We start from the raw sequence: 23,280 nt of genomic DNA, 5'->3' as shown, positions 1-23,280 counted from the left end.
CGCTGGCGGCTGCCGCCGAGCACACGCTCCTGGCGCGCGGGGCAGCGGGCAGCCGGCCGCCGATGCCGCGCCCGGCGAGCACGCGGGTGATCGTCTCCGCCAACCAGAAGGGTGGCGTCGGCAAGACCACCTCGACGGTGAACATCGCCGCGGCGCTGGCCCAGCTGGGTCAGAAGGTGCTGGTCATCGATCTCGACCCTCAGGGCAACGCTTGCACCGCGTTCGACGTCGATCACTACCAAGGCACCCCGGGAACGTACGAGGTGCTGGTCGAGGGAGCGTCGCTCGAAGACGTCGTGGTGCCGGTCCCGAAGCTCGAAGGCCTCGAGCTCGTGCCGGCGACCATCGACCTGGCCGGCGCCGAGGTCGAGCTCGTCGAGGAGGACGGACGCGAACAGCGCCTGAAGGAGGCCCTGGCCAAGTCGCCCCGCGTGGGCGACGCGGAAGATCGATGGGACTACGTCCTCATCGACTGCCCGCCGTCGCTGGGCCTGCTCACCGTCAATGCGCTCGTCGCGAGCACCGAGGTGATGATCCCGATCCAGGCGGAGTACTACGCGCTGGAGGGTCTCGGTCAGCTCCTCAAGACCGTCGAGATGGTGCGTGCGGCACTGAACCCGACGCTGCGGGTCTCCTCGATGCTGATCACCATGTACGACGCTCGCACCCGGCTCGCTTCGCAGGTCGCCGAGGAGGTGCGTGAGCACTTCGGCGACACGGTCATGCGCACGTTCATCCCCCGCGCCGTGCGCGTGTCCGAGGCGCCCTCGTTCGGGCAGACGGTGATGACGTACGACCCGGGCTCGCCGGGCGCGCTGAGCTATCTCGAGGCCGCCAAGGAGCTCGCCAAACAGGGCCAGCAGTGACGACGAAGGACCCGGTGGTCGAGCCTGTCGAGACCACCACATCTGCGACATCGGAAGTGGTCTCGACAAGCTCGACCACCGACATTGGGGGACACAGAAATGAGTAAGCAGCCGCCGAAACGTGGTCTCGGACGAGGTCTGGGATCGCTGATTCCGACCGCTCCGGCCAGTGGTGGAAATGAGTCGTCCGACGGCGCTCCTGTCCAGTCGGACGTCCGTCATTCGGACCTTTCCGCTGGAGCGACTTCTGGCGCATCCGTGGACCCCAGGTCCGCCGAGTCGACGGAAGGCCGCCAGATCGAGAAATCGGATCTGGCGCCGGTCGACGGCGCATATTTCGCCGAACTGCCGGTCACCCAGATCCATCCGAACCATGTGCAGCCTCGTCAGGTCTTCGACGAGGATGCGATGGCCGAACTGGTCCATTCGATCAACGAGATCGGCCTGCTGCAGCCGATCGTCGTCCGGAAAGTGGCGACCGACTCCTACGAGCTGGTCATGGGGGAGCGCCGGTGGCGCGCGACCCAGCAGGCAGGCCTCGAGGTCATCCCGGCGATCGTCCGCGAGACCGACGACACCGACATGCTTCGGGACGCGCTCCTGGAGAACCTGCACCGCTCGCAGCTCAACCCGCTGGAAGAGGCGGCGGCCTACCAGCAGCTGCTCAACGACTTCGAGTGCACCCACGACGAGCTGGCCCAGAGGATCGGACGCTCGCGACCGCAGATCTCCAATACGATCCGGCTCCTGAAGCTGTCCCCGTCGGTGCAGCGCCGTGTCGCCGCCGGCGTGCTCTCGGCCGGCCACGCGCGTGCGTTGCTTGCGGTCGATGGGGAGCCGCAGCAGGACAAGCTGGCTCAGAAGGTGGTGGCTGAGGGCATCTCCGTACGCGGTCTCGAGGAGATCGTTGCCCTCGGCGACCCAGACGGCGACGCCTTCGCCACTCCGCGCGTGAAACGCGCCAAGCCGAGTGCTCCTGGGCTCAAGGAGATCTCCGACAGGCTCTCCGACCGCTTCGACACCCGCGTGAAAGTCGATCTGGGGCGCTCCAAGGGAAAGATCACCGTCGAGTTCGCGACGCTCGATGATCTGCGTCGGATCGTCGAGCTGATGTCACCTGCCTCAGACGAATCCATTTAGCCATTAAGCGATAAAGCGCTTTGTCGACAAATAGATGTCGTGACCTTCAGATGAGGTCTCGACAAGCTCGACCTCCGGGGGTGGTCCGGTCATCGAGCTTGTCGAGATGACTTTCTGGGGAGGTCTCGAGAGGCTCGACCTCCGGGGGTGGTCCGGTCATCGAGCTTGTCGAGATGACTTTCTGGGGAGGTCTCGAGAGGCTCGACCTCCGGGGGTGGTCCGGTCATCGAGCTTGTCGAGATGACATTCCGACAAGGTCTCGACAGGCTCGACCTTCAGGCAGTACTACTGCGTGTTCGTCGAGGGGTGCTCGGCGCCGCGGATGGGAAGGCCAGGGATGGGGCCGGTCGCACCGAACGTCTCCAGAAGCTCCATCTCGGCCTCGATGACACCCGCCAGGCGGCGTACGCCTTCTCGGATCCGCTCCGGAGTCGGGTAGCAGTAGGAGATCCGCATCGAGGAGGCGCCGAAGCCGTCGGCGAAGAAGCCGGTGCCGGGGACGTACGCGACTCGCGCAGTCACCGCGCGCGGCAGCATCGCCTTGCAGTCGATGCCGGCGGGGAGGGTCAGCCAGACGAAGAAGCCACCGTCGGGCTTGGTCCAGGTGCAGGAAGCGGGCATGTAGGCCTCGAGCGCATCGAGCATGGCGTCGCGACGCTCGCGGTACATCTCCCGCATCTGCTTGATCTGGCCTTGCCAGTCGTGGTTGGAGAGATAGGCCGAGACGGCCATCTGGTTGAACGGTGGCGGGCAGAGCGTCGCGGACTCCTGAGCCAGGACCAGCTTCTCGCGGATCGCGGAGGGGGCCAGCGCCCAGCCGACCCGCAGGCCGGGGGAGAACGTCTTGGAGAACGAGCCGAGGTAGATGACCCCGGGGTCCTGGGCACGCATCGCCGGGCGGGGCTCGTCGTCGAAGCCGAGCAAGCCGTAGGGGTTGTCCTCGAGCACCAGGATGTCGTGGCGCCGGCAGATCTCGAGGATCTCGGTGCGACGCTGGGGAGTCATGGTGACGCCGGTCGGGTTCTGGAAGTTCGGGATCGTGTAGAGGAACTTCACCTTGCGGCCCGAGGCCTTGGTGGAGACGATCGCCTGCTCGAGCGCGCTGGGGATCAGGCCGCTGGCATCGACCTCGGCGTGCACGATGTCGCACTGGTAGCCCTTGAAGACACCGAGGGCTCCGACGTACGACGGGGCCTCACAGATCACGACGTCGCCGGGGTCGCAGAAGACCCGGGTGACCAGGTCGACGGCCTGCTGGGAGCCGACGGTCACGACGACGTCGTCGGGGTGGGCCTCGATGCCCTCCAGGCGCATGACCTCGCAGATCTGCTCGCGCAGCTTGGGATCGCCCTGGCCTCCGCCGTACTGCAGCGCGGTCGGGCCCTGGGTCATGACGAGGTCTCTGATCGAGTCGCCGACCACGTCCAGCGGGAGGCTGGAGATGTTGGGCATGCCGCCAGCGAGCGAGACCACCTCGGGCCGGGCTGCCACGGCGAAGAGGGCCCGGACCTCCGAGACCGTCATGCCTGCCGTGCGCGCCGCATAGCGGTCCGCGTACGGGTCGAGGCGGGATGATGTTGCGCGCTGGGGAAGATCAGTCATGGTGTCACCATCATGAAGGATCGCATACGCTGGTAACAGACCCTTAACCCAGGATCAAGGGTGAGACATGGCACGTCGCGTACTTCCGTTGACGCTGGATCTCTTCGCCGAGGTCCCGGCGCCCTGCCGCGCCTGCCTGTTCTGGGAGCGCGATCCTGTGGGCCATCGCCGCGTCAACTCGGCGCAGACGGTCGAGGTCAAGGAGGCCTGGATCTCCGAGGTGCTCCGCGAATGGGGCTCGTGCGGACGGGTGGCCGTGATCGACGGTACGCCCGCCGGATTCGTGCTCTACGCGCCGCCGGTCTTCGTTCCGCGGGTCGCCTCGTTCCCCTCCGGACCGGTCTCCGCCGACGCGGTCCTGATGACCACGGTGTGGATCGACCCGCGTCGCGCCGGCGGCGGGATCGGCCGGATGCTCGTGCAGGGAATGGCTCGTGACCTGGTCCAACGCGGTCAGTTCCGCGCGATCGAGGCCTTCGGCGACGTCGGTCCGATGAGCGGCATCCATGGTCGGCGCTGTGCCGCGCCCGCAGACTTCCTGGGCCGGGTGGGGTTCAAGACCTATCGGGAGCATCCGACCGTCCCTCGGATGCGGATGGACCTGAAGCAGACCGTCACCTGGATCGACGACTTCGAGACCGCGTGGGAGCGGCTGCGGGAGGTCGTACGTCCGCGAAGTCATCCGTCACCGGCCTCCACCGAGCTGCACCGCGACGGCGAGTGAATGTTTCCCGTGAAACGGTCCACGAACCCTCGCCCGGTGGTCGAGCCTGTCGAGACCACTCGCCCGACGCAAGTGACGTCTCGCCCGACGTAACTGACGCCTCGGCGAAATGAACGATGGCGCGCCACCGTGACAGGTGACGCGCCATCGTGGGACAGCTGGTGTCAGCCGATGAACTCCTGCAGCTCCTTGAGGAGCGCGGCCTTCGGCTTGGCGCCGACGATCGACTTCACGACCTCGCCACCCTGGTAGACGTTGATGGTCGGGATGCCGGTCACGCGGTAGGTGGAGGGGGTGACCGGGTTCTCGTCGACGTTCATCTTGGTGAAGGTGACCTTGTCACCGTGCTCACCGGCCAGCTCCTCGAGGATCGGGGAGACCTGGCGGCACGGGCCGCACCACTCGGCCCAGAAGTCGACCAGGACCGGCTTGTCGGACTTCAGGACCGTTGCGTCGAACTCGGCGTCGGTCACGGCGGTCATGTTGTCAGCCACGATGGGTTCCTTCTTTGTAGGGACGATTTGAGAAGATCTGTGGTCAGAACGCCGGGATCGTTTCGCACATTCCCGGCGCCCGGTGGTCGAGCTTGTCGAGACCACCACCGTAGAGGCTTCGGTCAGGCCGAGACGGCAGCCGCCTCGGCGTGGGCCTGGTGAGCGAGGAACTTCTCCGCGTCGAGCGCGGCCTGGCAGCCGGTGCCGGCGGCGGTGATCGCCTGGCGGTAGACGTGGTCGACCAGGTCGCCGGCGGCGAAGACACCCTCGATGTTGGTGGCCGTGGTGCCGCCCTTGGTGAGGACGTAGCCGTCGTCGTCGAGGTCGACCTGGCCGGTGAGCAGCTCCGAGCGCGGGATGTGGCCGATGGCGATGAAGAGGCCGTTGCACTCGAGATCGCGCAGCTCGCCGGTCTTGGTGTCCTTGACGGTGATGCTCTCCACGGAGAGCTCGCCGTTGATGGACTCGACCACCGAGTTCCAGGCGATCTCGAGCTTCGGGTCGGCGAAGGCGCGCTCCTGCATGATCTTGGAGGCGCGCAGCTCTTCGCGGCGTACGAGCAGGGTGACCGAGGAGCCGAAGCGGGTCAGGAAGAGGGCCTCCTCCAGGGCGGAGTCGCCGCCGCCGACCACCACGATGGGCTTCTGCCGGAAGAAGAAGCCGTCGCAGGTGGCACACCAGGAGACGCCCTTTCCGGAGAGCTCGTCCTCGCGCGGCAGGCCGAGCTTCTTGTAGCCCGAGCCGGTGGCGAGGATGACGGACTTCGCGTAGTGGATGTCAGTCGCGGTCTTGACGACCTTGACCGGACCGGTGAGGTCCATCTCGATCACGTCGTCGGGCTCGAGCTCGGCGCCGAAGCGCTCCGCCTGGGCACGCATGTTGTCCATCAGCTCGGGGCCCATGATGCCGTCACGGAAACCGGGGAAGTTCTCCACATCGGTCGTGTTCATCAGGGCACCGCCGGCCGTCACCGACCCCTCGAAGACGAGCGGCTGCAGTCCGGCACGGGCGCTGTAGACCGCGGCGGTGTAGCCCGACGGGCCGGAACCCACGACGATCACGTTGCGGGGGTCTGTCGGGGACGACGGGGTCGGCATCTTGTGGCTCCTCAGGTGTGGCTGGCGAACTGCACAACAGATCGTAGGCCACATACATTCCAGGGCTCTGACCGCCGAGACGTCACCAGCGTCGGCCGAGACGTCACGTACGTCGTGCGAGACGGCATCCCGGTGTCACGTCGAGCGACCGGAGTGACTTCTCGGCCGACGTACGTGACGCGTCGGCCGACGGGAGTGACGTCTCATCAGGAGACGGGGGTGCCGATGACCTGGACTTCCTTGACCTCGGCCCGGTAGCCGCCGTCGACCTGGGGCAGGCCGGTCATCCACACGAGCACATAGCTGCCCTCGGGGGCGTCCTCGACCTTGATCTCGCCTTCGGTGCCGACGCTGCCCTTGGCGGCGGGGGCGCCGCTGGGGTCGTCGGTCCACGGGGAGCCACCAACGAAGATCTCGATCTCAGTCGGCTCCCCGATCATGTTGAACTTCAGGGAGTCGATGGCGTGCTCGTCCTTGAGGTTGAGCACCAGCCCCACACCAGGCTTGAGCGAACGTGGACGGTCGCCGATCTGGTCGTTGTAGCGGGCCGTACGCCACGCCAACCCGTTCGCGTCGCCGTCGACCACCAGGTCGACGAGGTCGGGCGTCTCGGTGGGCGGGTCGCCGTGGGGGTCTAGATCCTTGGCGGTGATGCCCTTGATGGGGGTCGGCTTGGCCTCGACATTGGTGTCGCCGCCGTTGTCGCCCGTGCCGGGGTTCTCCGCGGTCGTGCTGGGGTCGTCGCTGACGATGTTCCATGCGATCGAGCCGGCGATGAGGACCAGGACCACCAGGCCGACGCCCATCGCGATCCGGAGCCAGTTGGTGCCTGGCTTGCTGTTGTAGTCGGGCTCCTCGGCGATCGGCACGTTGGCACCGGTCCACGCACCCTGCCAGCCGTTGTAGGAGGCGTCCGGGGCCACCGGCCGCCGGGCGGGGGGAGGCTGCTGCGGGCGCTGCGGCGCGACGTAGCCCGGGGTCTCGTCCGCGAAGAGCGGCTTCGACGGCGTCGGGTCGTGCATCGGCGGCGGGGACGACGGACGCTGGCGCTGGGGGCGTACGGCGTCGGGGGCCACGCCGATGGCGTTCGAGGCCGCCTGCGCCTCGGCCGGCTCGGCCTGGGCCGGCGGAGCCATCGCCTGGGTCTCCTCGTCGACGGCGGAGGGCCGGTTGAGCGGAGCGGTCGGCTCACCGGAGAAGCCGGCGAGCGCGGAGTGCAGCTCGGCGGCGGTCAGCGGCGGCATCTCGGCGCCGCTGCCCAGCACCCGGTCGCACAGGTCGTCGAGCGGACGCGGCACCCCGGCGCGTACCTGCCGGGGACGGAGGACGCGGCCATGGTCCCGCGGCGCGGGCGGCATCGAGGACAGGGTCTCGCCGGCCCACTTGCCGGTCAGGGCGGCGTAGAGGACGCCGACGGCGTCGACGCGGTCGCGCCGCTGGGAGTCACGGGTGTCGGGGTCGATCCCGTGCAGTGCGGCGTCGACACCGAAGCCGATGACGCGCACGGCACCGAGGTCGTCGAGGAGCACCGCCTCGGGGTTGAGCCGGCCGTGGGCGTGGCCCTGATCGTGGGCCAGGACCAGCAGGTCCGCGACCTCGGAGGCGATCCAGGCGGCCTCCTGCGGGGACAGCGGTCCGCCGGCGGCCAGCGCGTTCTCCAGCGACGAGCCCTCGCCCCACTCGTTGACGACGTACGCAACCTGGTCGGTCTGAGCGGCGTCGAGGACGCGCAGCATCCGGGGGTCACCGACAGCGGCGGAGTTGCGGGCGGCGGCCATCAGCCGAGGCGCGCGCTCGTCGCGGGAATCGAGGACGTGCACGGCAACCGGGCGGCCGAGCACGGCGTCCTGGGCGCGCCAGAAGCGTCCCTCACGGGACTCGCTGAGCAGATCCGTCAGCTGGTACCTGCCGGCGAGGACGTCGCCTGATTGCGTGAACTCCATATCGGACCCATTCTTTCAGACCGTGCCAGACAGAGCGGAGCCTGTCCGATGGTGGTCATCGACGTAGTCGTCGGGAAACCTGTTGCACCATCGAGGTGAGCTCCTTGACCTGGGCAGCCTGCGCCCCGAGGAGCAGCATGCCGAGATGCAGCGCCCCGACGATAGCCGCCCCGATCAGCGCCAGCACCATCGTCGGCTCGTCGTTGATCATGCCCAGTGCCGTGCGGAGCAGCCAGGCTGCGGCAGCGGCGACCGCTGTCACCATGACCAGGCGGGCGAGGAACCCGAGCAGCCCGCGACCGTCCAGGTCGCCGAGGGTGCGCTTGAGCACGACGTACGAGACGACGGAGCCGACCAGGTAGGCCAGCGTGTAGGCGCCGGCCAGCGCCGGGGCGGTGTACTCCGCGGAGACGGCCCTGGTCAGCACCAGCGCGGCGACGATGTTGGTGGTGGCGACCGCGCACTGGATGAAGAACACGGTGCGGTTCTGCTCCAGCGAGTAGAAGCCGCGCAGCAGCAGATAGTGGATCGTGAAGAAGACCAGGCCGGCCGCGAAGATCGACAGCGTCGGGGCGTAGTCCTTGAACGCGTCGGCACCTGCGCCGTAGCCGAACAGGAGGTGCGCGATGTCCTCGGAGAGCACCGGGATCAGCGCGGCGATGGGGACCACGATGGCGAGCGCGTTGCGCATCTGGTGGGACAACGTACGTCCCAGCTCGGGCAGCTCTCCGGCCGCGCCGTGGCGGGAGAGGAGCGGCAGGATCGCCGTCGCCAGGGAGACTGTGATGATCGAGTGGGGCACCTGGGTGACCAGGAAGCTGTTGGAGTAGACCGTGTAGCCGGTGCCGCCCGCGGCCGAGCCGGTCGACGCGAGCCGGGTGACGATCGTGTACGCCACCTGGTTGACGATCACGAAGAGCACCGTCCACACGGCCAGCCGGCCGGTGTGGGACAGGCCGGCGCCGCGGAAGTCGAAGCGCGGCCGATAGCGGACGCCGGCCTTGCGCAGCACCGGCAGGAGCAGCAGGAACTGGAGGACGATGCCGAGGGTGGAGCCCAGGCCGAGCACGATCTCCTGGGAGGTCGTGTAGCCGCCGGAGTTCGAGGGGCCGAAGACGACCAGGTAGAGCACCAGGGTCGAGATGGCGATGATGTTGTTGGCGATCGGTGCCCACATCATCGGGCCGAAGACGCCGCGGGCATTGAGCACCTGCCCGACCAGCACGAACATCCCGTAGAAGAAGACCTGCGGCAGGCACCAGCGGGCGAAGTCGATGGCCGACTCCAGCTCGGCCGCGTGGCTCGGGGTGTACCAGTCGGCGCCGAGGTAGAGGCGCATCAGCAACGGCGCACCGAGCACGAGCGCGACCGTGACCACGCCGAGGAAGAGGCCGGCCAGCGTGATGATCCGGTCGGTGTAGGCCGTCCCGCCGTCCGCGTCGTTCTTCTGTGCCTTCACCAGCTGCGGGACGAGCACCGCGTTGAAGACGCCGCCCGCCAACAGGATGTAGAGCATGTTGGGGACGGTGTTGGCGATGTTGAAGACGTCGGCGTGCAGGCCGGAGCCCAGGGCTGCGACCAAGAGCGCCGAGCGGATGAACCCGCTGGCACGGGAGAAGAGTGTCCCCGCGGCCATCACCGCGCTGTTGGCGAGGACCGAGCTTCCGCCGGACTTCTGCTCGGTGGCTGTCACGCTTCTCCTGACGTACGGGCTTTCTTGGCTTTCATGATGCGCCGGGTGAGCCGGACCGCGATCGCCGCGAAGAGTAGCGCGCAGCCCGTCCCCACGAACCACCAGATCACACCGCTCACCTGGGAGGGGCGGATCGGTACGGAGGCGTGCGCGCCCAGCGGGTTGCCCTTGGTGTCGGTGACGACGATCAGCGCGGTGTGGGTGCCGGTGTCGCGCATGCTTGCCGCGAGGTTGAAGCTGGCCTTCGAGTTGGCGTCGAGCTGGACGGGCTCGGAGGTCGCGACCCGCAGCGACTCGTCGGTCATCGCATCCAGCCGCACCGTGACCGGTTCGTCGAGCTCGTTGCTCAGGGAGACCTGGAACTCTCCGCCCTTCATGCTGGAGAGGATCACCTTCGGCGGCACGTCGACGGTGATCGAGCTCAGCTGGGCGCCGACGTAGCTCAGCGCGTCGGCGCCCGCGTCCGTGTAGCCCCGGCGGGCGGAGTAGGAGGTCGTGGTCAGCGCCTCGTTGAGGATGTCGGCGGCGACCTCGTCGTTGTGCGTCAGGACGCGCTGCAGCATCTTGCCGGCGCCGACGAGCTCGTTGGCGGTCCTGATCCTCTCGGCCGAGATCTCGGCCCGCATCTCGCGGCGCGGGTAGCGAAGCTTCTCGGCGGCGACCGACGTCGCCTTGTGGCCGGCGACCGCCTCGGTCAGCGTCGAGGACGAGATCCAGGCGGCCTCGTTCCACGGGGCGACGAACGAGGCGGCGTCCTGCGGAGGGTGCCAGCCGTCGGGGAGGACCGCCACGAGCGGCTTGCCGGAACCGCGGAGCAGGGCCGCCTCGGCGACGAGACGCTGGCGCACCGAGATCGCGTCGAGGAAGTCGTTGGGTCCGGGCCCGCCGGCCGCGGCACCGGATGAGGTCACGATCATCTCGTGACCGTCGAGGTCGGCGACGACGGGCGCGGTGCCGCGGAACATCCGGTCGCTGACCAAGTTGACCGCACCCGGCTCGAGCAGGTTGACCGCCGCGCGGTCGAGGTAGCCGGTCGGCGGCGCAGCGGCCGGGGTCGCCTTGATGCCGAGCTCGGCGAGCACCTGGCTCGTCTGCTCGCGCGCGCTGGCCAGCAGGTCGGGGTCACTGGTTGCCAGCGCGGACAGGTCGGGGTCGGCGTAGGGGAGGGCCAGCAGGTCGTGGCCGGCGAACGCATCCTCGAGGCGGTTCAACCACGTGGTGGCGGCCTTCTGCGCGGCTTTGGTCTCCTCGTCGATCGGCTCCTCGGCATCGGCATCGGCGTCAGTGCTCGGCGAAGGGCTCGGCAGCAGCGCGGAGGCGGAGGCCGACGCGCTCTGCCCCCCGCTCTCCTCCGGACTCTCCTCCGGCCCGTCCGTCGGCGCCAGGTTGCGGGCGGGGTTGCCTTCGGCGAGGTTGCGTACGGCATCGATCAGCGCCGGGTCGATGGCCCAGGTCAGGCTGGGCATCTCCGCGCCGGTCTCGAGCATCCGGTAGAGCCGGCCGCCAGCCCTCAGGTCACGGGTCCAGCCGGGGAGGTAGCTCACGCTGCCGTCGGCGTCGTAGACCACGCTGCGCCGCAGCGGCATGACCAGCGAGACCTTCTCGGCCTTGGCCTTCTTGTTGGGCTCCTTCACCAGCGGAAGGAAGGTGCGCGCCCGGCCGTCGGCGGTAGTCGGCGTGGTGGCGCCGAGGGCGTGGACCCCGAACCAGTAGACCCCGGGCTCGGTGATCTGCAGGAGCTTGCGAGGCACGGTGAGCGACCACGAGTAGGTCTCGCCCGGCTCGAGGTCGGGGACCTTGGCGTACGCCCCCTCGGCGACGATCCGCTCGCCGACCAGCGCGTCTGCGGGCAGCTTGGCCGCCTCGGCCAGCTCCGCGGAGGTGGTGATCGGCGTGTTGCCGACGAACGGGTAGATGTTGACCCCGGCCCACTCCTCCTCGGTGGTGTTGGAGACCTTGCCGCGCACCGTGATCCTGCCCTTGGTGCGGCCGTCGAGGCTGACCGTGTCGAGCTCGTCGATGCTCACCGCCAGCGGGTCGGTCTCCTCGACGTCGTCCACAGCCCCGGCCGGCGCGGCCAGCGTGGTCGCGGACAGCATCAGCAAAAGGGGTGCCAGCAGCGTCAGGACGAGTGTGATGACGACTCGCCCGGGTGGCCGTGGCGGCCTCGCCTGGTGCTGGCGGACTGGCATGACTTCGAGAATATCTTTCCGGGGGTGCGGTCCTCGTAGACTGCGGCGTTGTGTCCGACAGCCAGCTTCCCCCGATCAGCGTCGCCGATGTTCAGCGATCGGTGACAGCTGAACTGGACCGTATCGCACCGGTCATCGACTCCATAGGCGAGGCCTTCGCTCGTTCGGGCTTCGAGCTGGCTCTGGTCGGCGGCCCCGTCCGCGACGCGATGCTCGGACGCCCGCACAACGACCTCGACTTCACCACCTCGGCGCGCCCCGAGGAGACCGAGAAGATCCTGCGTACGTGGGGCGAGGGGCTGTGGGACATGGGCCGCGACTTCGGCACCATCGGCACCCGCAAGGGCCCGTGGCAGGTCGAGGTCACCACCTATCGCTCCGAGGCCTACTCGGCCGACTCCCGCAAGCCCTCGGTGGCTTACGGCACGTCTTTGGCCGACGATCTCGTACGCCGCGACTTCACCGTCAACGCGATGGCCGTCAGACTTGCCGGGCCCCAGGGCAAAGAGCGCAGCGTCGTCGACCTCTACGGCGGGGTGGTGGACCTGGCGACCCGCGTGCTTCGCACGCCGGGGACGCCGGAGGCGTCGTTCTCCGACGACCCGCTGCGGATGATGCGCGCCGCGCGATTCGCCGCGCAGCTCGGGTTCACGGTCGCTCCCGAGGTCGTCGCTGCGATGAAGGACATGGCGTCGCGGATCACGATCATCTCGGCCGAGCGGGTCCGCGACGAGCTGGTCAAGCTGATCTGTGCGCCTTACCCCCGCCGCGGGCTCTCGCTGCTCGTCGAGACCGGGCTGGCCGAGCTGGTGCTGCCCGAGCTGACCGCGCTGCGGATGGAGCGCGACGAGCACAACCGGCACAAGGACGTCTACGAGCACACCCTCACCGTGCTCGAGCAGTCCATCGACCTGGAGGCGCGTCTCGGCGGCGGACCCGACTTCGTGTCGCGCTTCGCGGCGCTGATGCACGACGTCGGCAAGCCGCGCACGCGCAAGTTCCACGACGACGGCACCGTCTCGTTCCACCACCACGATGTCGTCGGCGCCAAGATGACCCGCAAGCGGATGAAGGCACTGCGCTTCTCCAACGACGAGATCGAGGCGGTCTCCTCGCTCGTCGAGCTGCACCTGCGCTTCCACGGCTACGGCGACGGGGAGTGGACCGACTCGGCGGTGCGGCGCTACGTCCGCGACGCCGGCGACCAGCTCGAGCGGCTCCACATCCTGACCCGCGCCGACTGCACCACCCGAAACCGTCGCAAGGCCGACCGTCTGGCCCGCACCTACGACGCCCTCGAGGCCCGCATCGAGCGGATCTCCGAGGAGGAGGAGCTCGCCGCGCTCCGGCCCGCGCTCGACGGCAACCAGATCATGTCGCTGCTCGACATCTCTCCGGGACGCGAGGTCGGGGCGGCGTACAAGTTCCTGATGGACCTGCGCCTCGACGAGGGCCTCCTCTCCGAGGACGAGGCCGCCAAGCGGCTGCTGGACTGGTGGTCCGAGCGGGGCTGACCGTCGAGCCCTGCTGAGCGCGCCCTGTTGAGAGAGCCATACTGACGGTATGGTTCCGGCATGACGACGATCACAGATCTTCAGGCGACGACCACCATCAACGCGACGCCGGCCCAGGTGTGGGCCGCGATCACGGACCTGCCGCGGATGGCCTCGTGGAGCCCGCAGGTGGTGAAGACTGTCGTGTTCGGCCAGGTCAAGGAGGGGACGCGCTTCTTCAACATCAACCGCCAGGGCTGGAAGCACTGGCCGACCAACGCCAAGGTCGTACGTTTCACCCCTCACTCCGACTTCGCGTTCCGCGTCGCCGAGAACACGACGATCTGGTCCTTCCAGATCGAGGAGACCGCTGAAGGGTCCCTGGTCACCCACCGCCGCGAGACCCCGAACGGCATCTCCGCGCTCTCCCGCTCGCTGACGAATGCGGTGCTCGGCGGTCAGGAGAAGTTCACCGAGGAGCTGCGTACGGGCATGGCCACGACCTTGGCCAAACTCAAGGCTGACCTCGAAGGCTGACCCCGCGCCACAACTACGGCGGGGCGGTCAGGCGGGCGCCTTGACCCAGCGGCGGACGGTGCTGGGCGAAACTTGCAGTCTGTCGGCCACCGTCGATACCGGCGCGCCGGCGCGCACCAGGATCCGCGCGGCCTCTCGGGGTTCGGAGGGCAGGTTGCTGAGCAGGTCCTCCTCCTCGTCGGGGAAGGTGTCCGGGTAGTCCATCTCCGGCTCGGGGTCGGGGATGTTCTCCGGGTACGGGATCCGGTCGAGCAGGGGGCCGTCGGTCTCGTCGGGCTTGGTGGCGGTCCGGCCGTTGCTGAACTGCGGAGCCATCCCGGCGCCAGGGGCGGCGTCGGCAGCGGTGCGCGCGGCATCGCTCACGCGGCTGGAGACCCGACGGCGGGTGTCGGTGGTCGCGAGTGCGGAGGACATCTCGCGGGTCCGGTTCTCCCGCGGCAGGACCTCGCGAGGCATGTCGGCGAGGTCGTTCGGCACCTGCTCGGTGTTCTGCTCGGTGATGCGCTCGGTGATGCGCTCGGTGATGCGTTCAGGGACGTGCTCAGGGATGTGCTCGGCGGCGAGCCGCTCCACCACCGGCACGCGGAGCGCCTCGTGCACGTCGGGCAGGGTGATCGGCAGCCGGTCGGCCTGACGGGTGCCCTCGGCGACCGCGGCGAACGCGTCGACCCACTGGGTGATCTGGTCACGCATCGCGCCCGGGGCGACCGACCGCAGCGCGACCGCCTCGGCGCGCCAGTAGCGCTTCTGCGCGCGCTCCAGCTTCCGGCGTGACGAGGCCGTACGCCTCCGCAGCGCCGTGTCGCGAGCCCGCCGCCACTCGACCCGGGACGCCAGCAGCGCGTGCATCCGTGCGCCCGTCCGCAGCTCGGACCAGGACCGCTCCATGGCCAGGTGGCGGTCACCGACGAGCGCCAGGTGCCACATGAGCGCGGCCAGCAGCGGCACGATGAACCGGAACGCCGCCGCGGTGGCAGCGTGACCGAGGTGGACCTCGTGCCAGCCGGCGAAGAACCCGGACGCCGCCGACAGCAGCCAGGTGAGGGTCAGCAGGGTCTGCGCGGGCCGATCCTGCTGGGCGGCCTCCCTGGCCATCAGTGCCACCGTGACCAGCGAGAGCTCGAAGACACCGGCGAAGGCGTAGGCGTTGATCGTGCCCATGGCGAGCACGTCTCGCCCGAAGCCGACCATGGCGACGTACGCAGCCGCCGTCGAGATCAGCGCGACCGTGACGGCACCGAAGAGGATGAGGCCGCGGCCGTTACCCCCGACTTTCGGAGTCGTCCGGTCAGCGGTCGAGTCGTTGTCGGGACGCATTGTTGGGGGTCTCCCGTGCCTGAGGCGGTCGGTCGTTCGGGCCCCGGAGTCTAGGGGATGGAACATGTGTTCGATGCCGACGTGGATGGAGTGTTGCCGAACCGGGGAGAAATTCGGCGGCCGCGACCCGAGACGTAGGACTACAGTCCGCTCATGTCGAAGACGGTGGTGCGCCGCGTACTTTTCAAGTCCTTCTGGGCCGTGATCGGGCTCATGGTCGCCGCCAGCCTCTTCAAGCTGGCCTTCACCGGCTCGACGCAGAATGCCGACGGGGCACCCTTGACGCCGACCGGGCAGATTCCTCCCGAGGAGGTCGTCGTCGAGAAGGGCACGATCTCCAACTCGCTCACCGTCGACGGCACCATCGTGATCGACAAGCCGGTCTCGGCCACCAGCTCGGTGACCGGCGTGCTGGCGCACAGGTTCGCCGAGAGCGGCACCAAGGTCGAGAAGGGCGACAAGCTCTTCCAGGTGCGCGCCGAGGAGGAGCCCGCCGAGGAGGCCGACCCCGTCGAGGAGTCCGCCGACGAGCCCGGGAGCGTGGATGACGCCCGAGGCGACGGTGATCGGGACGACGCCCCGGCCGAGCCGTCGACACCCAAGCCGGTCTATCACTGGTACACGGTCGTGGCCCCGGCCACGGGCATCGTCGGCAACTACGCAGTCGACATGCTCGGCGAGGTGGCCGAGGACGGGGTCGTCGTCTCGATCCGTCCCACGACCTTCCACGCCGTCGGCGCGATCTCGCCGCTGGACCGATACCGGCTGGCCGGCAACCCGGAGAAGGCGACCGTGACCATCGAGGGCGGCCCGAAGCCGTTCGCCTGCACCGATCTGCGCATCGGGGACGCGGCGACCGAGACGATCACCAGCGACGTGCCCGAGGGCGAGGCGATGGAGGGCGAGGCGGGCGGCGGCGAGGGCGAGTCCGGCGCCGGCGCCCGGATCAGCTGTCTGGTGCCGCGGAAGGTGACCGTCTTCGACGGTCTCACGATGTCCATGGTCATCGACGCGGGCAAGAGCGACGGGGACGTCGTCACCATCCCGGTCACCGCTGTCACCGGCTTGGTCCGGGACGGCAGCGTCTGGGTCGTCGGCGAGGACGGGACCCCGACCGAGCAGCCGGTCAAGCTCGGCGTCACCGACGGCAAGGTCGTCGAGGTCACCAGCGGGCTCAAGCCCGGTGACTCGGTGCTGCGATACGTCCCGGGCGCGAAGGACTCGCCCGAGGAGATGGCCGGCGACATGCCTGAGGGGGAGATGTGAGCTCCGAGGAGCTCCTGAGGCTCACCGGCGTGGCCCGCACGGTAGAGCTCCCCGACGGAGAGGGCCTGCCCATCCTGACCAGCGTCGATCTGCAGGTACGCCGCGGCGACCATGTCGGCATCGTCGGCCGCTCAGGCACCGGCAAGTCGACGCTGCTCAATCTGCTCGGTCTGCTGGACCGGCCGACCGGCGGAACCCTGGAGTGGGCGGGACGCAACGTCACCGACATCAGCGGTCGGCAGGCCGCCCGGATCCGCGGGCGTGACGTCGGGTTCGTCTTCCAGCAGTTCAACCTGCTGCCGGGGCGTACGGCGCTGGAGAACGTGATGGCCCCCCTCCTGTACGCCTCGGGCAGGGAGTTCTGGCAGCGGCGCCGGATCGCGGCGACGATGCTCGACAAGGTCGGTCTCGGCGATCGGCTCGACGCGATGCCGCAGTTCCTCTCGGGCGGCGAGCAGCAGCGCATCGCCATCGCCCGTGCCCTGGTCCGGACGCCGTCGGTGGTGCTGGCCGACGAGCCGACCGGGGCGCTCGACGTCGAGACGGGCGCGATGGTGATGAAGCTGCTCGACCAGGCGACCTACGACTCCGGCGCGGCGCTGATCACGATCACCCACGACCAGAACGTCGCCGCCCTTGCCCGGAGGCGGTTCCGGCTCGCCGAGGGACGGCTGCACCCCCTGACCGAGGGGGCGATGGCGTGAGGACGGCCCTGGCGCGCCTCGTCACTGGTCTGGCCGCCTCGACCGTCGAGGCGTGGCAGGAGTTGCGCATCCACCGGCTCCGGGTGCTGTTGTCGCTGGTCGGAGTGGCGGTGGCCGTCGCCTCCATCACCGCGACCGTCGCGGCCGGCCAGATCGCCAAGCAGATGTTCACCGAGTCCTACGAGGTCGACGGACGGCCGGCGCACATCTCGGTCATGGCCTACGACGACCGCACCGGCATGCCCCTCTCCGTCGAGCGGGTCAGGCCCGCGTTCCAGACAATCGTGGAGCGGTTCGACGTGAAGTACGCGTCGGCGAGGATCTCCGCCTACGACATCAAGGCGACCGCCGCGAGCAGCAGCAAGCGGGTCGAGCTGATGGGCGTCGACCCGGCGTACGCTGCCATCCACCGGGTCGTGGTGCCGCAGGGCCGCTGGCTGCAGGCGTCGGATGAGGAGCGCCTCTCGCCGGCGCTCGTGGTCGACGAGACCTTCCTGAAGAAGCTCGGTCTGCGGGGCACACAGCTGCCGACCTCTGTGGACCTGAAGGGCCAGGGGATGTCGGTGACCGCCACGATCATCGGCGTGACCAGCCTGCGGGGCTACGGCACGCCGCGTGCGTTCATGCTGGCCGACTCGCTCGAGCACTGGCAGACCGGAGCACCCACGGACGCCAGCTACGAGATGTGGGTGCCGGTCGAGGGCGCCGACGAGCTCGCCAGCGAGATCAACACGGCGATGCGCGCCGAGCTCCCGGGACTCCAGGTCGACGCTCAACGCGACGACTACCTGGCGTGGGGCGGTGAGGACCCGATCGGCCCGATCAAATGGGTGATCATCGGGATCGCCGGGATCATCCTGCTGCTCGGTGCCTTGAGCCTGCTCAACATCGCGCTGGTCACGATCCAGCAGCGGATCCGGGAGATCGGGATCCGGCGCAGCTTCGGGGCGACCACCGGGCGGGTGTTCTTCTCGGTGCTGATGGAGAGCGTCGTGGCCACCGTCGTCGCGGGCGTGGTCGGCGTGCTCCTGGCCGTGGCCGCCGTCAAGAACCCGTTGGTGGAGAAGTACGTCCTCCAGGGCATCGACGACATCCCGCCCTTCCCGCTCTCGGCGGCCTTCCTAGGTCTCGCCGTCGCGCTCGCCGTCGGCGCACTCGCCGGGATCCTCCCGGCGATGATCGCGGCGAGAGTCAAGATCATCGACGCGATCCGGTTCTAGACGATTCGATGGTCGAGCCTGTCGAGACCTCCCGCGACTGGGCGGGGGTCTCGACAAGCTCGACCACCGGTCGAGCGAGCATCACTCGCCGCGGATGAACGCCTCCAGCTGGACGCGACCCTCGGTGTCCTCGATCTGGACCGGCGGGCTCTTCATGAGGTACGCCGACGCCGGGATGATCGGGCCACCGACGCCGCGGTCCTTGGCGATCTTGGCGGCACGGACCGCGTCGATGATGATCCCCGCGGAGTTGGGCGAGTCCCAGACCTCGAGCTTGTACTCCAGGTTGAGCGGGACGTCACCGAACGCGCGGCCCTCGAGCCGGACGTATGCCCACTTGCGGTCGTCGAGCCACTGCACGTAGTCGGACGGACCGATGTGCACGTTGCGGCTGTCGATCTTGTCGGCCAGCTCGCCGGTCAGGTTCGACGTCACGGCCTGCGTCTTGGAGACCTTCTTGGACTCCAGGCGCTCACGCTCGAGCATGTTCTTGAAGTCCATGTTGCCGCCGACATTGAGCTGGTACGTACGGTCCAGCGCGACGCCGCGGTCTTCGAACAGCTTGGCCATGACGCGGTGGGTGATGGTGGCACCGACCTGCGACTTGATGTCGTCACCGACGATCGGGACGCCGGCGGCTTCGAACTTCGCGGCCCACTCGGGGTCGGAGGCGATGAAGACCGGCAGCGCGTTGACGAAGGCCACGCCCGCGTCGATCGCGCACTGCGCGTAGAACTTGTCTGCCTCTTCCGAACCGACGGGAAGGTAGGAGACGAGGACGTCGACCTCGTTCTCGCGAAGGACCGAGACGACGTCGACGGGGTCGAGCCCGGACTCGGAGATGGTCTGGCGGTAGTACTTGCCCAGACCGTCGAGCGTGGGGCCACGCTGCACCTCGACGCCGGTGAACGGCACGTCGGCGATCTTGATGGTGTTGTTCTCGGAGGCGTTGATCGCCTCGGAGAGATCCTTGCCGACCTTCTTGTCGTCGACGTCGAACGCGGCGACGAACTCGACGTCAGAGACGTGGTAGTCGCCGAACACGACGTGCATGAGGCCCGGGACGTTGCCCGCCGGGTCGGCGTCCTTGTAGTACTCCACACCCTGGACCAGGGAGCTGGCGCAGTTGCCGACTCCCGCGATTGCTACACGAACCGAACCCATCGGGGCTCCTTCCAATATTCCTTGCCGATTCATCGGCAAGGAAGTCATCACTCGTTCTCTTGGCTGCTCTGCGCTGTGCGCGAGACGTGCGCTTCGTCGCGTACGCCGTCGTCATCCCCCAGGTCCCCCCGACCCGCTGCCTGCTCATCGATCACAGGCTTCGGGTTGCGTTCGGCGTCGATCAGCGAGGAGAGCCATCGGACCTCCCGCTCGACCGACTCGACACCGTGACGCTGAAGCTCGCGGGCGTAGGAGTCGACCTCTTTCTGGGTCATGGCAAGCTCGCGTTGTACCCGATCGAGCCGCTCCTGGAGCCGGCTTCGGCGTCCTTCGAGGACGCGGAGCCTGATCTCCATGTCGGTGCGACCGAAGAACGCGAACCTTATGTCGAAGTTGTCGTCCTCCCAGGCCATCGGACCCACCTCGGACATGAGCTGGGTGAACTCCCGCTCACCGGCAGGCGTCAGCTGGTAGACGATCCGCGGACGCCGGGTCACCGGCGTCACGCTCTGCGCTGCCTCCTCGATGAGGTGCTTGCGCAGCATCTTCTTCAAGGCCGGGTAGAGCGAGCCGTACGACAGCACTCGACCCCAGCCAAGCATCAGGTTGAGCCGCTTGCGCAGCTCGTAGCCATGCATAGGCGACTCGTGCAGCAGCCCAAGGACTGCCAACTCGATCGTCTCTGCGCGACGTGCCATGCGACCTATCGTACCGATATATCCACAGTTGCCAACAGCGACCTAAGTCTTGTCTGATGACGCCGGAAGGAACCACTTCGATGCAACCGTCACCGAACTGTTGCCGTCGGGTGACTTGGGGCGCGCTGGGCGTGGATGCGCGAGCGCTAGCGTCGATTGCGTACGCTGATGGCTGCCGTCCACCGACCCGCGGAAACCACCCGGGGAGATGTCCGGCAAGCGTCGCGTCAGGTTCAAGGGATTCCCTCGGGGGGATTCAGCGACGTCGGGGGATTGTCAGTGTCAGCCCGTCCGGTCACGTGCCGGGCAGTCACAGGAGCAGTGCAACACCCGTGAGCGACCATTCCGGCGGCTTCTCTCAAAGGCCCAGCCCCCGCAACGCCAGTCCCCGTAGACCCGATCTCGGTGGGCTGCCAGGACGACCCCAGGGCGCCCCGCGCCCGCCGCAGGGTGCTCTTTCCGGTCGCCCGCCGGCTCCGCGCCGCCCGCAAGGTGCCTCGCAGGGCCCGCCGCCAGGCGGCCGCCCCCGGCGCCCGGGCGCCCAGCGCCCGATGCCTCCCGGCGGTCCCCGTCCCGGTCAACGGCCGCCCTACCCGGGCCCACGCCGTCCCGGCGAGCCCCCGGTCGACCGGCTCGGTCAGCGCCCTGTGCGTCCCGAGCGACACGGAGGCGGCGTCAGCGGTGGCAGCGGTGGCGGCAAGGGGCGCGACCCCAAGTCCGCCTTCGGTGCGGACGACTACGGCGACGGCGAGCGGGACAAGAAGGCCCTGGCGGTCCGGATCGCCAAGATCGCGGGCGTCTGCGCGCTGGTCCTGGCACTGATCGGCAGCGCGGGGGTGATCATCTCGTACCACATGATCTCGATCCCCAGCGCCAACGCGGCGTTCCAGGCCGAGTCCAGCTTCGTCTACTACGCCGGCGGCAAGAAGGAGGTCGGCCGCTTCCAGGCGGGCGACCAGAACCGTGACGCGCTGAGGCCGGAGGAGATGCCGGCGATCGTGAAGGACGCTGCCGTCGCCGCCGAGGACCGCAGCTTCTACGAGAACAACGGCATCGATCTCAAGGGCATCGCGCGCACCCTCTTCTCCAACGCCACCACCGGCAGCCAGGGCGGTGCCTCGACGATCACCCAGCAGTACGTCAAGAACCTCTACCTGAGCCAGGAACGCACCTACTCCCGCAAGGTCAAAGAGGCGGTCATCTCGCTCAAGATCAGCCGGCAGGAGTCCAAGGACGAGATCCTCACCGGCTATCTCAACACCGTCTACTTCGGGCGGGGTGCCTACGGCGTCCAGGCCGCGGCGAAGACCTACTTCCGCAAGTCGGCGGAGGACCTGAACATCAAGGAGGCCGCGGCGCTGACCGCGATCCTCAACAACCCGAACGGGTTCGATCCGGAGAAGTCCGGCGCCGACGCCGGCGGCACCGAGCTGCTCGGCCGCTATCAGTACGTCCTCAACGGAATGGCCGAGCTCAAGGCCCAGGGCAAGGCGCTCAGCGACTACGACGAGGCCACCCTCGAGAAGTCGAAGGCTGCACTCCCCAAGTTCCCCAAGCCGAAGGCCGACAGCCGCCTCGGCGGCCAGAAGGGCCACGCGCTCACCTTGGTGAAGAACGAGCTGAAGTCCCTCAAGAACGAGGACGGCGAACCGCTCTTCACCGAGGAGGAGATCGACAGCAAGGGGCTGAAGGTCACCACCACGCTGAGCGCGAAGGCGATGAAGACCGCGGAGGACGCCGTCAGGGACGTACGTCCCGAGGACAAGAAGGCGGTCAACGCCAAGCGTCCCGAGAACGAGCTGCACGTGGGCGCCGCGACGGTCGACGTGAAGACCGGTGCGCTCAAGGGCTTCTACGGCGGTCAGGACTACCTCGAGTCCCAGATCAACTGGGCCGCCTCGGGTGGCATGGCCGGTTCGACGATGAAGCCGTTCACCATGGCGGCCGCTCTCGAGGCGGGCTACTCGTTGAAGGACACCTGGACCGGTGAGGGTGGTTGGGAGATCCCCGGCACCGACCGCGAGGTCCGCAACTCGGGTCAGACGGCTGCGGACCCCACCGGCCACGGCTACGGCGAGCACATCACCGGCATCAAGGCGATGGAGGAGTCGGTGAACACCTCTTTCGTCCAGATGTCGTCTGCCCTGCCCAACGGCAGCGAGGACGTCTACGAGATGGCGGTCAAGGCGGGTCTGCCGCCGGACGAGCAGCACGCCGAGGACGCGCCGGCCGACTACCGCTCGATCCCGGCCTACTCGATCGACTTCGACCCGAAGAACTACCTGCTCACGCTAGGGCGTCAGGCGATCAGCCCGATCAACATGGCCAACGCCTACGCGACCATCGCCAACGGCGGCGTACGCAACACGGTGCACGTCGTCTCGAAGGTGGTCAACGCCAAGGGTGAGGTCGTCTACGAGTGGGATCAGCGTGACGGCGAGGAGCGGGCGATGTCCGAGGACGCCGCCGACGACACCTCCTACGCGCTGCAGCGCGTCGTCGAGAGCGGCACCGGCCAGACGGCCGGTGTGATCAACCAGCCCGCCGCCGGTAAGACCGGAACGGCGACCAACGCCGACGACGACGTCTCCTCGGCATGGTTCGCGGGCTACACCCCGCAGCTCTCGACGGCAGTGATGTATGTCCGCGGCAAGGGCTCCGGCAAGCTGGACGACTGGCTCGACTCCTACTACGGAGCCGGCTACCCGGCCGAGACCTGGGCCGCGATCATGAGCCCGCTGACCGATGACCTCGAGCTCGAGGAGTTCCCGGAGCCGGCCTGGATGGACGGTATCGCGCCCCAGGACGGCCACGAGCCGTCGCTGACCGCGACCCCGGAGCCGAGCCCGACCCCGTCGGAGGACTGCTCCAAGAAGGACGAGCGCAAGGGTCTCTGCATCCCGATCGAGAAGCCTGAGGAGACTCAGAAGCCGACCGACAAGCCGACCAAGGAGCCGGGCGACGAGACGACCCCGGACGAGCCGGAGTCGACCGAGCCCGAGGTCCCCGATACCAGCTGTGACTGGTTGGGCGACTGCGAGACTTCGTCTCCGCCGGCCGATGGCAATAATGGTGGCGGCAACAACGACACAGGCAATGCGGAGGGCGCTACTCAGTGACGGATGGTCCA

18 protein-coding genes are annotated in these 23,280 nt (G+C 68.4%); 9 read left to right on the top strand and 9 right to left on the bottom strand.

What is annotated here, in order from left to right:
- Nucleotides 1-62 precede the first annotated feature (62 nt).
- The gene (locus tag BJ988_RS24285; protein ID WP_179661677.1) at nt 63-866 is read left to right on the top strand and encodes a ParA family protein; all 804 of its coding nucleotides are present in this window, start codon (nt 63-65) and stop codon (nt 864-866) included.
- A 99-nt stretch (nt 867-965) separates the two neighbouring features.
- Nucleotides 966-2,006, top strand: a complete 1,041-nt coding sequence (locus BJ988_RS24280) for a ParB/RepB/Spo0J family partition protein (protein ID WP_179660425.1) — start codon at nt 966-968, stop codon at nt 2,004-2,006.
- A gap of 285 nt (nt 2,007-2,291) precedes the next feature.
- Here the strand turns inward: BJ988_RS24280 and BJ988_RS24275 are convergent, their stop codons facing one another.
- Nucleotides 2,292-3,608: an aminotransferase-like domain-containing protein gene (locus tag BJ988_RS24275; protein WP_179660424.1), complete on the bottom strand. Its 1,317-nt coding sequence runs from the start codon at nt 3,606-3,608 to the stop codon at nt 2,292-2,294.
- A gap of 67 nt (nt 3,609-3,675) precedes the next feature.
- Between BJ988_RS24275 and BJ988_RS24270 the strand changes: the two genes are divergently transcribed.
- A complete protein-coding gene (locus BJ988_RS24270) occupies nt 3,676-4,332 on the top strand; it encodes a GNAT family N-acetyltransferase (RefSeq protein WP_179660423.1) in 657 nt (218 codons plus the stop codon).
- Nucleotides 4,333-4,496: 164 nt separating this feature from the next.
- Here the strand turns inward: BJ988_RS24270 and trxA are convergent, their stop codons facing one another.
- The 5 genes from trxA to BJ988_RS24245 all read right to left on the bottom strand — a co-directional run bounded on the left by trxA (nt 4,497) and on the right by BJ988_RS24245 (nt 11,751).
- Nucleotides 4,497-4,826: a thioredoxin gene (trxA, locus tag BJ988_RS24265; RefSeq protein WP_292653202.1), complete on the bottom strand. Its 330-nt coding sequence runs from the start codon at nt 4,824-4,826 to the stop codon at nt 4,497-4,499.
- A 122-nt stretch (nt 4,827-4,948) separates the two neighbouring features.
- Nucleotides 4,949-5,923, bottom strand: coding sequence for a thioredoxin-disulfide reductase (gene trxB, locus BJ988_RS24260; RefSeq protein WP_179660422.1), 975 nt, complete (start codon nt 5,921-5,923; stop codon nt 4,949-4,951).
- A gap of 206 nt (nt 5,924-6,129) precedes the next feature.
- Nucleotides 6,130-7,866: a protein kinase family protein gene (locus tag BJ988_RS24255; protein ID WP_179660421.1), complete on the bottom strand. Its 1,737-nt coding sequence runs from the start codon at nt 7,864-7,866 to the stop codon at nt 6,130-6,132.
- Nucleotides 7,867-7,921: 55 nt separating this feature from the next.
- Nucleotides 7,922-9,559 (bottom strand): murein biosynthesis integral membrane protein MurJ, encoded by a 1,638-nt coding sequence (murJ, locus tag BJ988_RS24250; protein WP_179660420.1) that lies wholly within the window; start codon nt 9,557-9,559, stop codon nt 7,922-7,924.
- A complete protein-coding gene (locus BJ988_RS24245; protein ID WP_179660419.1) occupies nt 9,556-11,751 on the bottom strand; it encodes a DUF6049 family protein in 2,196 nt (731 codons plus the stop codon). The genes murJ and BJ988_RS24245 overlap by 4 nt, the downstream gene beginning before the upstream one ends.
- Before the next feature lie 50 nt (nt 11,752-11,801).
- On the opposite strand from BJ988_RS24245, the gene BJ988_RS24240 reads away from it, so the two are divergent.
- Both BJ988_RS24240 and BJ988_RS24235 read left to right on the top strand, forming a co-directional pair.
- The gene (locus BJ988_RS24240) at nt 11,802-13,265 is read left to right on the top strand and encodes a CCA tRNA nucleotidyltransferase (RefSeq protein ID WP_179660418.1); all 1,464 of its coding nucleotides are present in this window, start codon (nt 11,802-11,804) and stop codon (nt 13,263-13,265) included.
- A 60-nt stretch (nt 13,266-13,325) separates the two neighbouring features.
- The gene (locus tag BJ988_RS24235; protein ID WP_179660417.1) at nt 13,326-13,781 is read left to right on the top strand and encodes an SRPBCC family protein; all 456 of its coding nucleotides are present in this window, start codon (nt 13,326-13,328) and stop codon (nt 13,779-13,781) included.
- Nucleotides 13,782-13,808: 27 nt separating this feature from the next.
- On the opposite strand, the gene BJ988_RS24230 is transcribed toward BJ988_RS24235, so the two are convergent.
- On the bottom strand, nt 13,809-15,098 hold the full coding sequence (locus BJ988_RS24230) for a helix-turn-helix domain-containing protein (protein WP_179660416.1): 1,290 nt from the start codon (nt 15,096-15,098) through the stop codon (nt 13,809-13,811).
- Between the two features lie 153 nt (nt 15,099-15,251).
- Here BJ988_RS24230 and BJ988_RS24225 point away from each other — a divergent pair, with 153 nt between their 5' ends.
- Genes BJ988_RS24225 through BJ988_RS24215 form a run of 3 tightly spaced genes read left to right on the top strand, consistent with a single transcriptional unit; the run spans nt 15,252 to nt 18,288 of the window.
- Nucleotides 15,252-16,364, top strand: a complete 1,113-nt coding sequence (locus BJ988_RS24225) for a permuted SH3 domain-containing protein (protein ID WP_179660415.1) — start codon at nt 15,252-15,254, stop codon at nt 16,362-16,364.
- On the top strand, nt 16,361-17,068 hold the full coding sequence (locus BJ988_RS24220; RefSeq protein ID WP_343051770.1) for an ABC transporter ATP-binding protein: 708 nt from the start codon (nt 16,361-16,363) through the stop codon (nt 17,066-17,068). Before BJ988_RS24225 ends, BJ988_RS24220 begins: the two co-directional genes overlap by 4 nt.
- Complete coding sequence (locus BJ988_RS24215; protein WP_179660414.1) at nt 17,065-18,288, top strand: ABC transporter permease; 1,224 nt, start codon at nt 17,065-17,067, stop codon at nt 18,286-18,288. The genes BJ988_RS24220 and BJ988_RS24215 overlap by 4 nt, the downstream gene beginning before the upstream one ends.
- Before the next feature lie 81 nt (nt 18,289-18,369).
- Here BJ988_RS24215 and BJ988_RS24210 read toward each other — a convergent pair whose 3' ends face one another.
- Together BJ988_RS24210 and BJ988_RS24205 are read right to left on the bottom strand one after the other, a co-directional pair.
- Nucleotides 18,370-19,452, bottom strand: a complete 1,083-nt coding sequence (locus BJ988_RS24210; protein ID WP_179660413.1) for an inositol-3-phosphate synthase — start codon at nt 19,450-19,452, stop codon at nt 18,370-18,372.
- Between the two features lie 47 nt (nt 19,453-19,499).
- Complete coding sequence (locus BJ988_RS24205; protein ID WP_179660412.1) at nt 19,500-20,150, bottom strand: PadR family transcriptional regulator; 651 nt, start codon at nt 20,148-20,150, stop codon at nt 19,500-19,502.
- 647 nt (nt 20,151-20,797) lie between these two features.
- Here BJ988_RS24205 and BJ988_RS24200 point away from each other — a divergent pair.
- Nucleotides 20,798-23,269 (top strand): transglycosylase domain-containing protein, encoded by a 2,472-nt coding sequence (locus tag BJ988_RS24200; RefSeq protein ID WP_343051769.1) that lies wholly within the window; start codon nt 20,798-20,800, stop codon nt 23,267-23,269.
- Nucleotides 23,270-23,280 lie beyond the last annotated feature (11 nt).

Origin of the sequence: Nocardioides panzhihuensis (genome assembly GCF_013408335.1) — a bacterium.
In the GTDB taxonomy this organism is placed as follows: Bacteria; Actinomycetota; Actinomycetes; order Propionibacteriales; family Nocardioidaceae; genus Nocardioides; species Nocardioides panzhihuensis.
This window is presented reverse-complemented; position numbering and strand designations above follow the sequence as displayed.

Bases quoted from the DNA above. Each gene is read 5' to 3' on its own strand.
- trxB (WP_179660422.1), bottom strand. From the start codon at position 5,923: ATGCCGACCCCGTCGTCCCCGACAGACCCCCGCAACGTGATCGTCGTG.
- BJ988_RS24270 (WP_179660423.1), top strand. From the start codon at position 3,676: ATGGCACGTCGCGTACTTCCGTTGACGCTGGATCTCTTCGCCGAGGTC.
- BJ988_RS24210 (WP_179660413.1), bottom strand. From the start codon at position 19,452: ATGGGTTCGGTTCGTGTAGCAATCGCGGGAGTCGGCAACTGCGCCAGC.
- BJ988_RS24280 (WP_179660425.1), top strand. From the start codon at position 966: ATGAGTAAGCAGCCGCCGAAACGTGGTCTCGGACGAGGTCTGGGATCG.
- BJ988_RS24235 (WP_179660417.1), top strand. From the start codon at position 13,326: ATGACGACGATCACAGATCTTCAGGCGACGACCACCATCAACGCGACG.
- BJ988_RS24255 (WP_179660421.1), bottom strand. From the start codon at position 7,866: ATGGAGTTCACGCAATCAGGCGACGTCCTCGCCGGCAGGTACCAGCTG.
- BJ988_RS24230 (WP_179660416.1), bottom strand. From the start codon at position 15,098: ATGCGTCCCGACAACGACTCGACCGCTGACCGGACGACTCCGAAAGTC.
- BJ988_RS24205 (WP_179660412.1), bottom strand. From the start codon at position 20,150: ATGGCACGTCGCGCAGAGACGATCGAGTTGGCAGTCCTTGGGCTGCTG.
- BJ988_RS24275 (WP_179660424.1), bottom strand. From the start codon at position 3,608: ATGACTGATCTTCCCCAGCGCGCAACATCATCCCGCCTCGACCCGTAC.
- BJ988_RS24285 (WP_179661677.1), top strand. From the start codon at position 63: ATGCCGCGCCCGGCGAGCACGCGGGTGATCGTCTCCGCCAACCAGAAG.
- BJ988_RS24225 (WP_179660415.1), top strand. From the start codon at position 15,252: ATGTCGAAGACGGTGGTGCGCCGCGTACTTTTCAAGTCCTTCTGGGCC.
- BJ988_RS24245 (WP_179660419.1), bottom strand. From the start codon at position 11,751: ATGCCAGTCCGCCAGCACCAGGCGAGGCCGCCACGGCCACCCGGGCGA.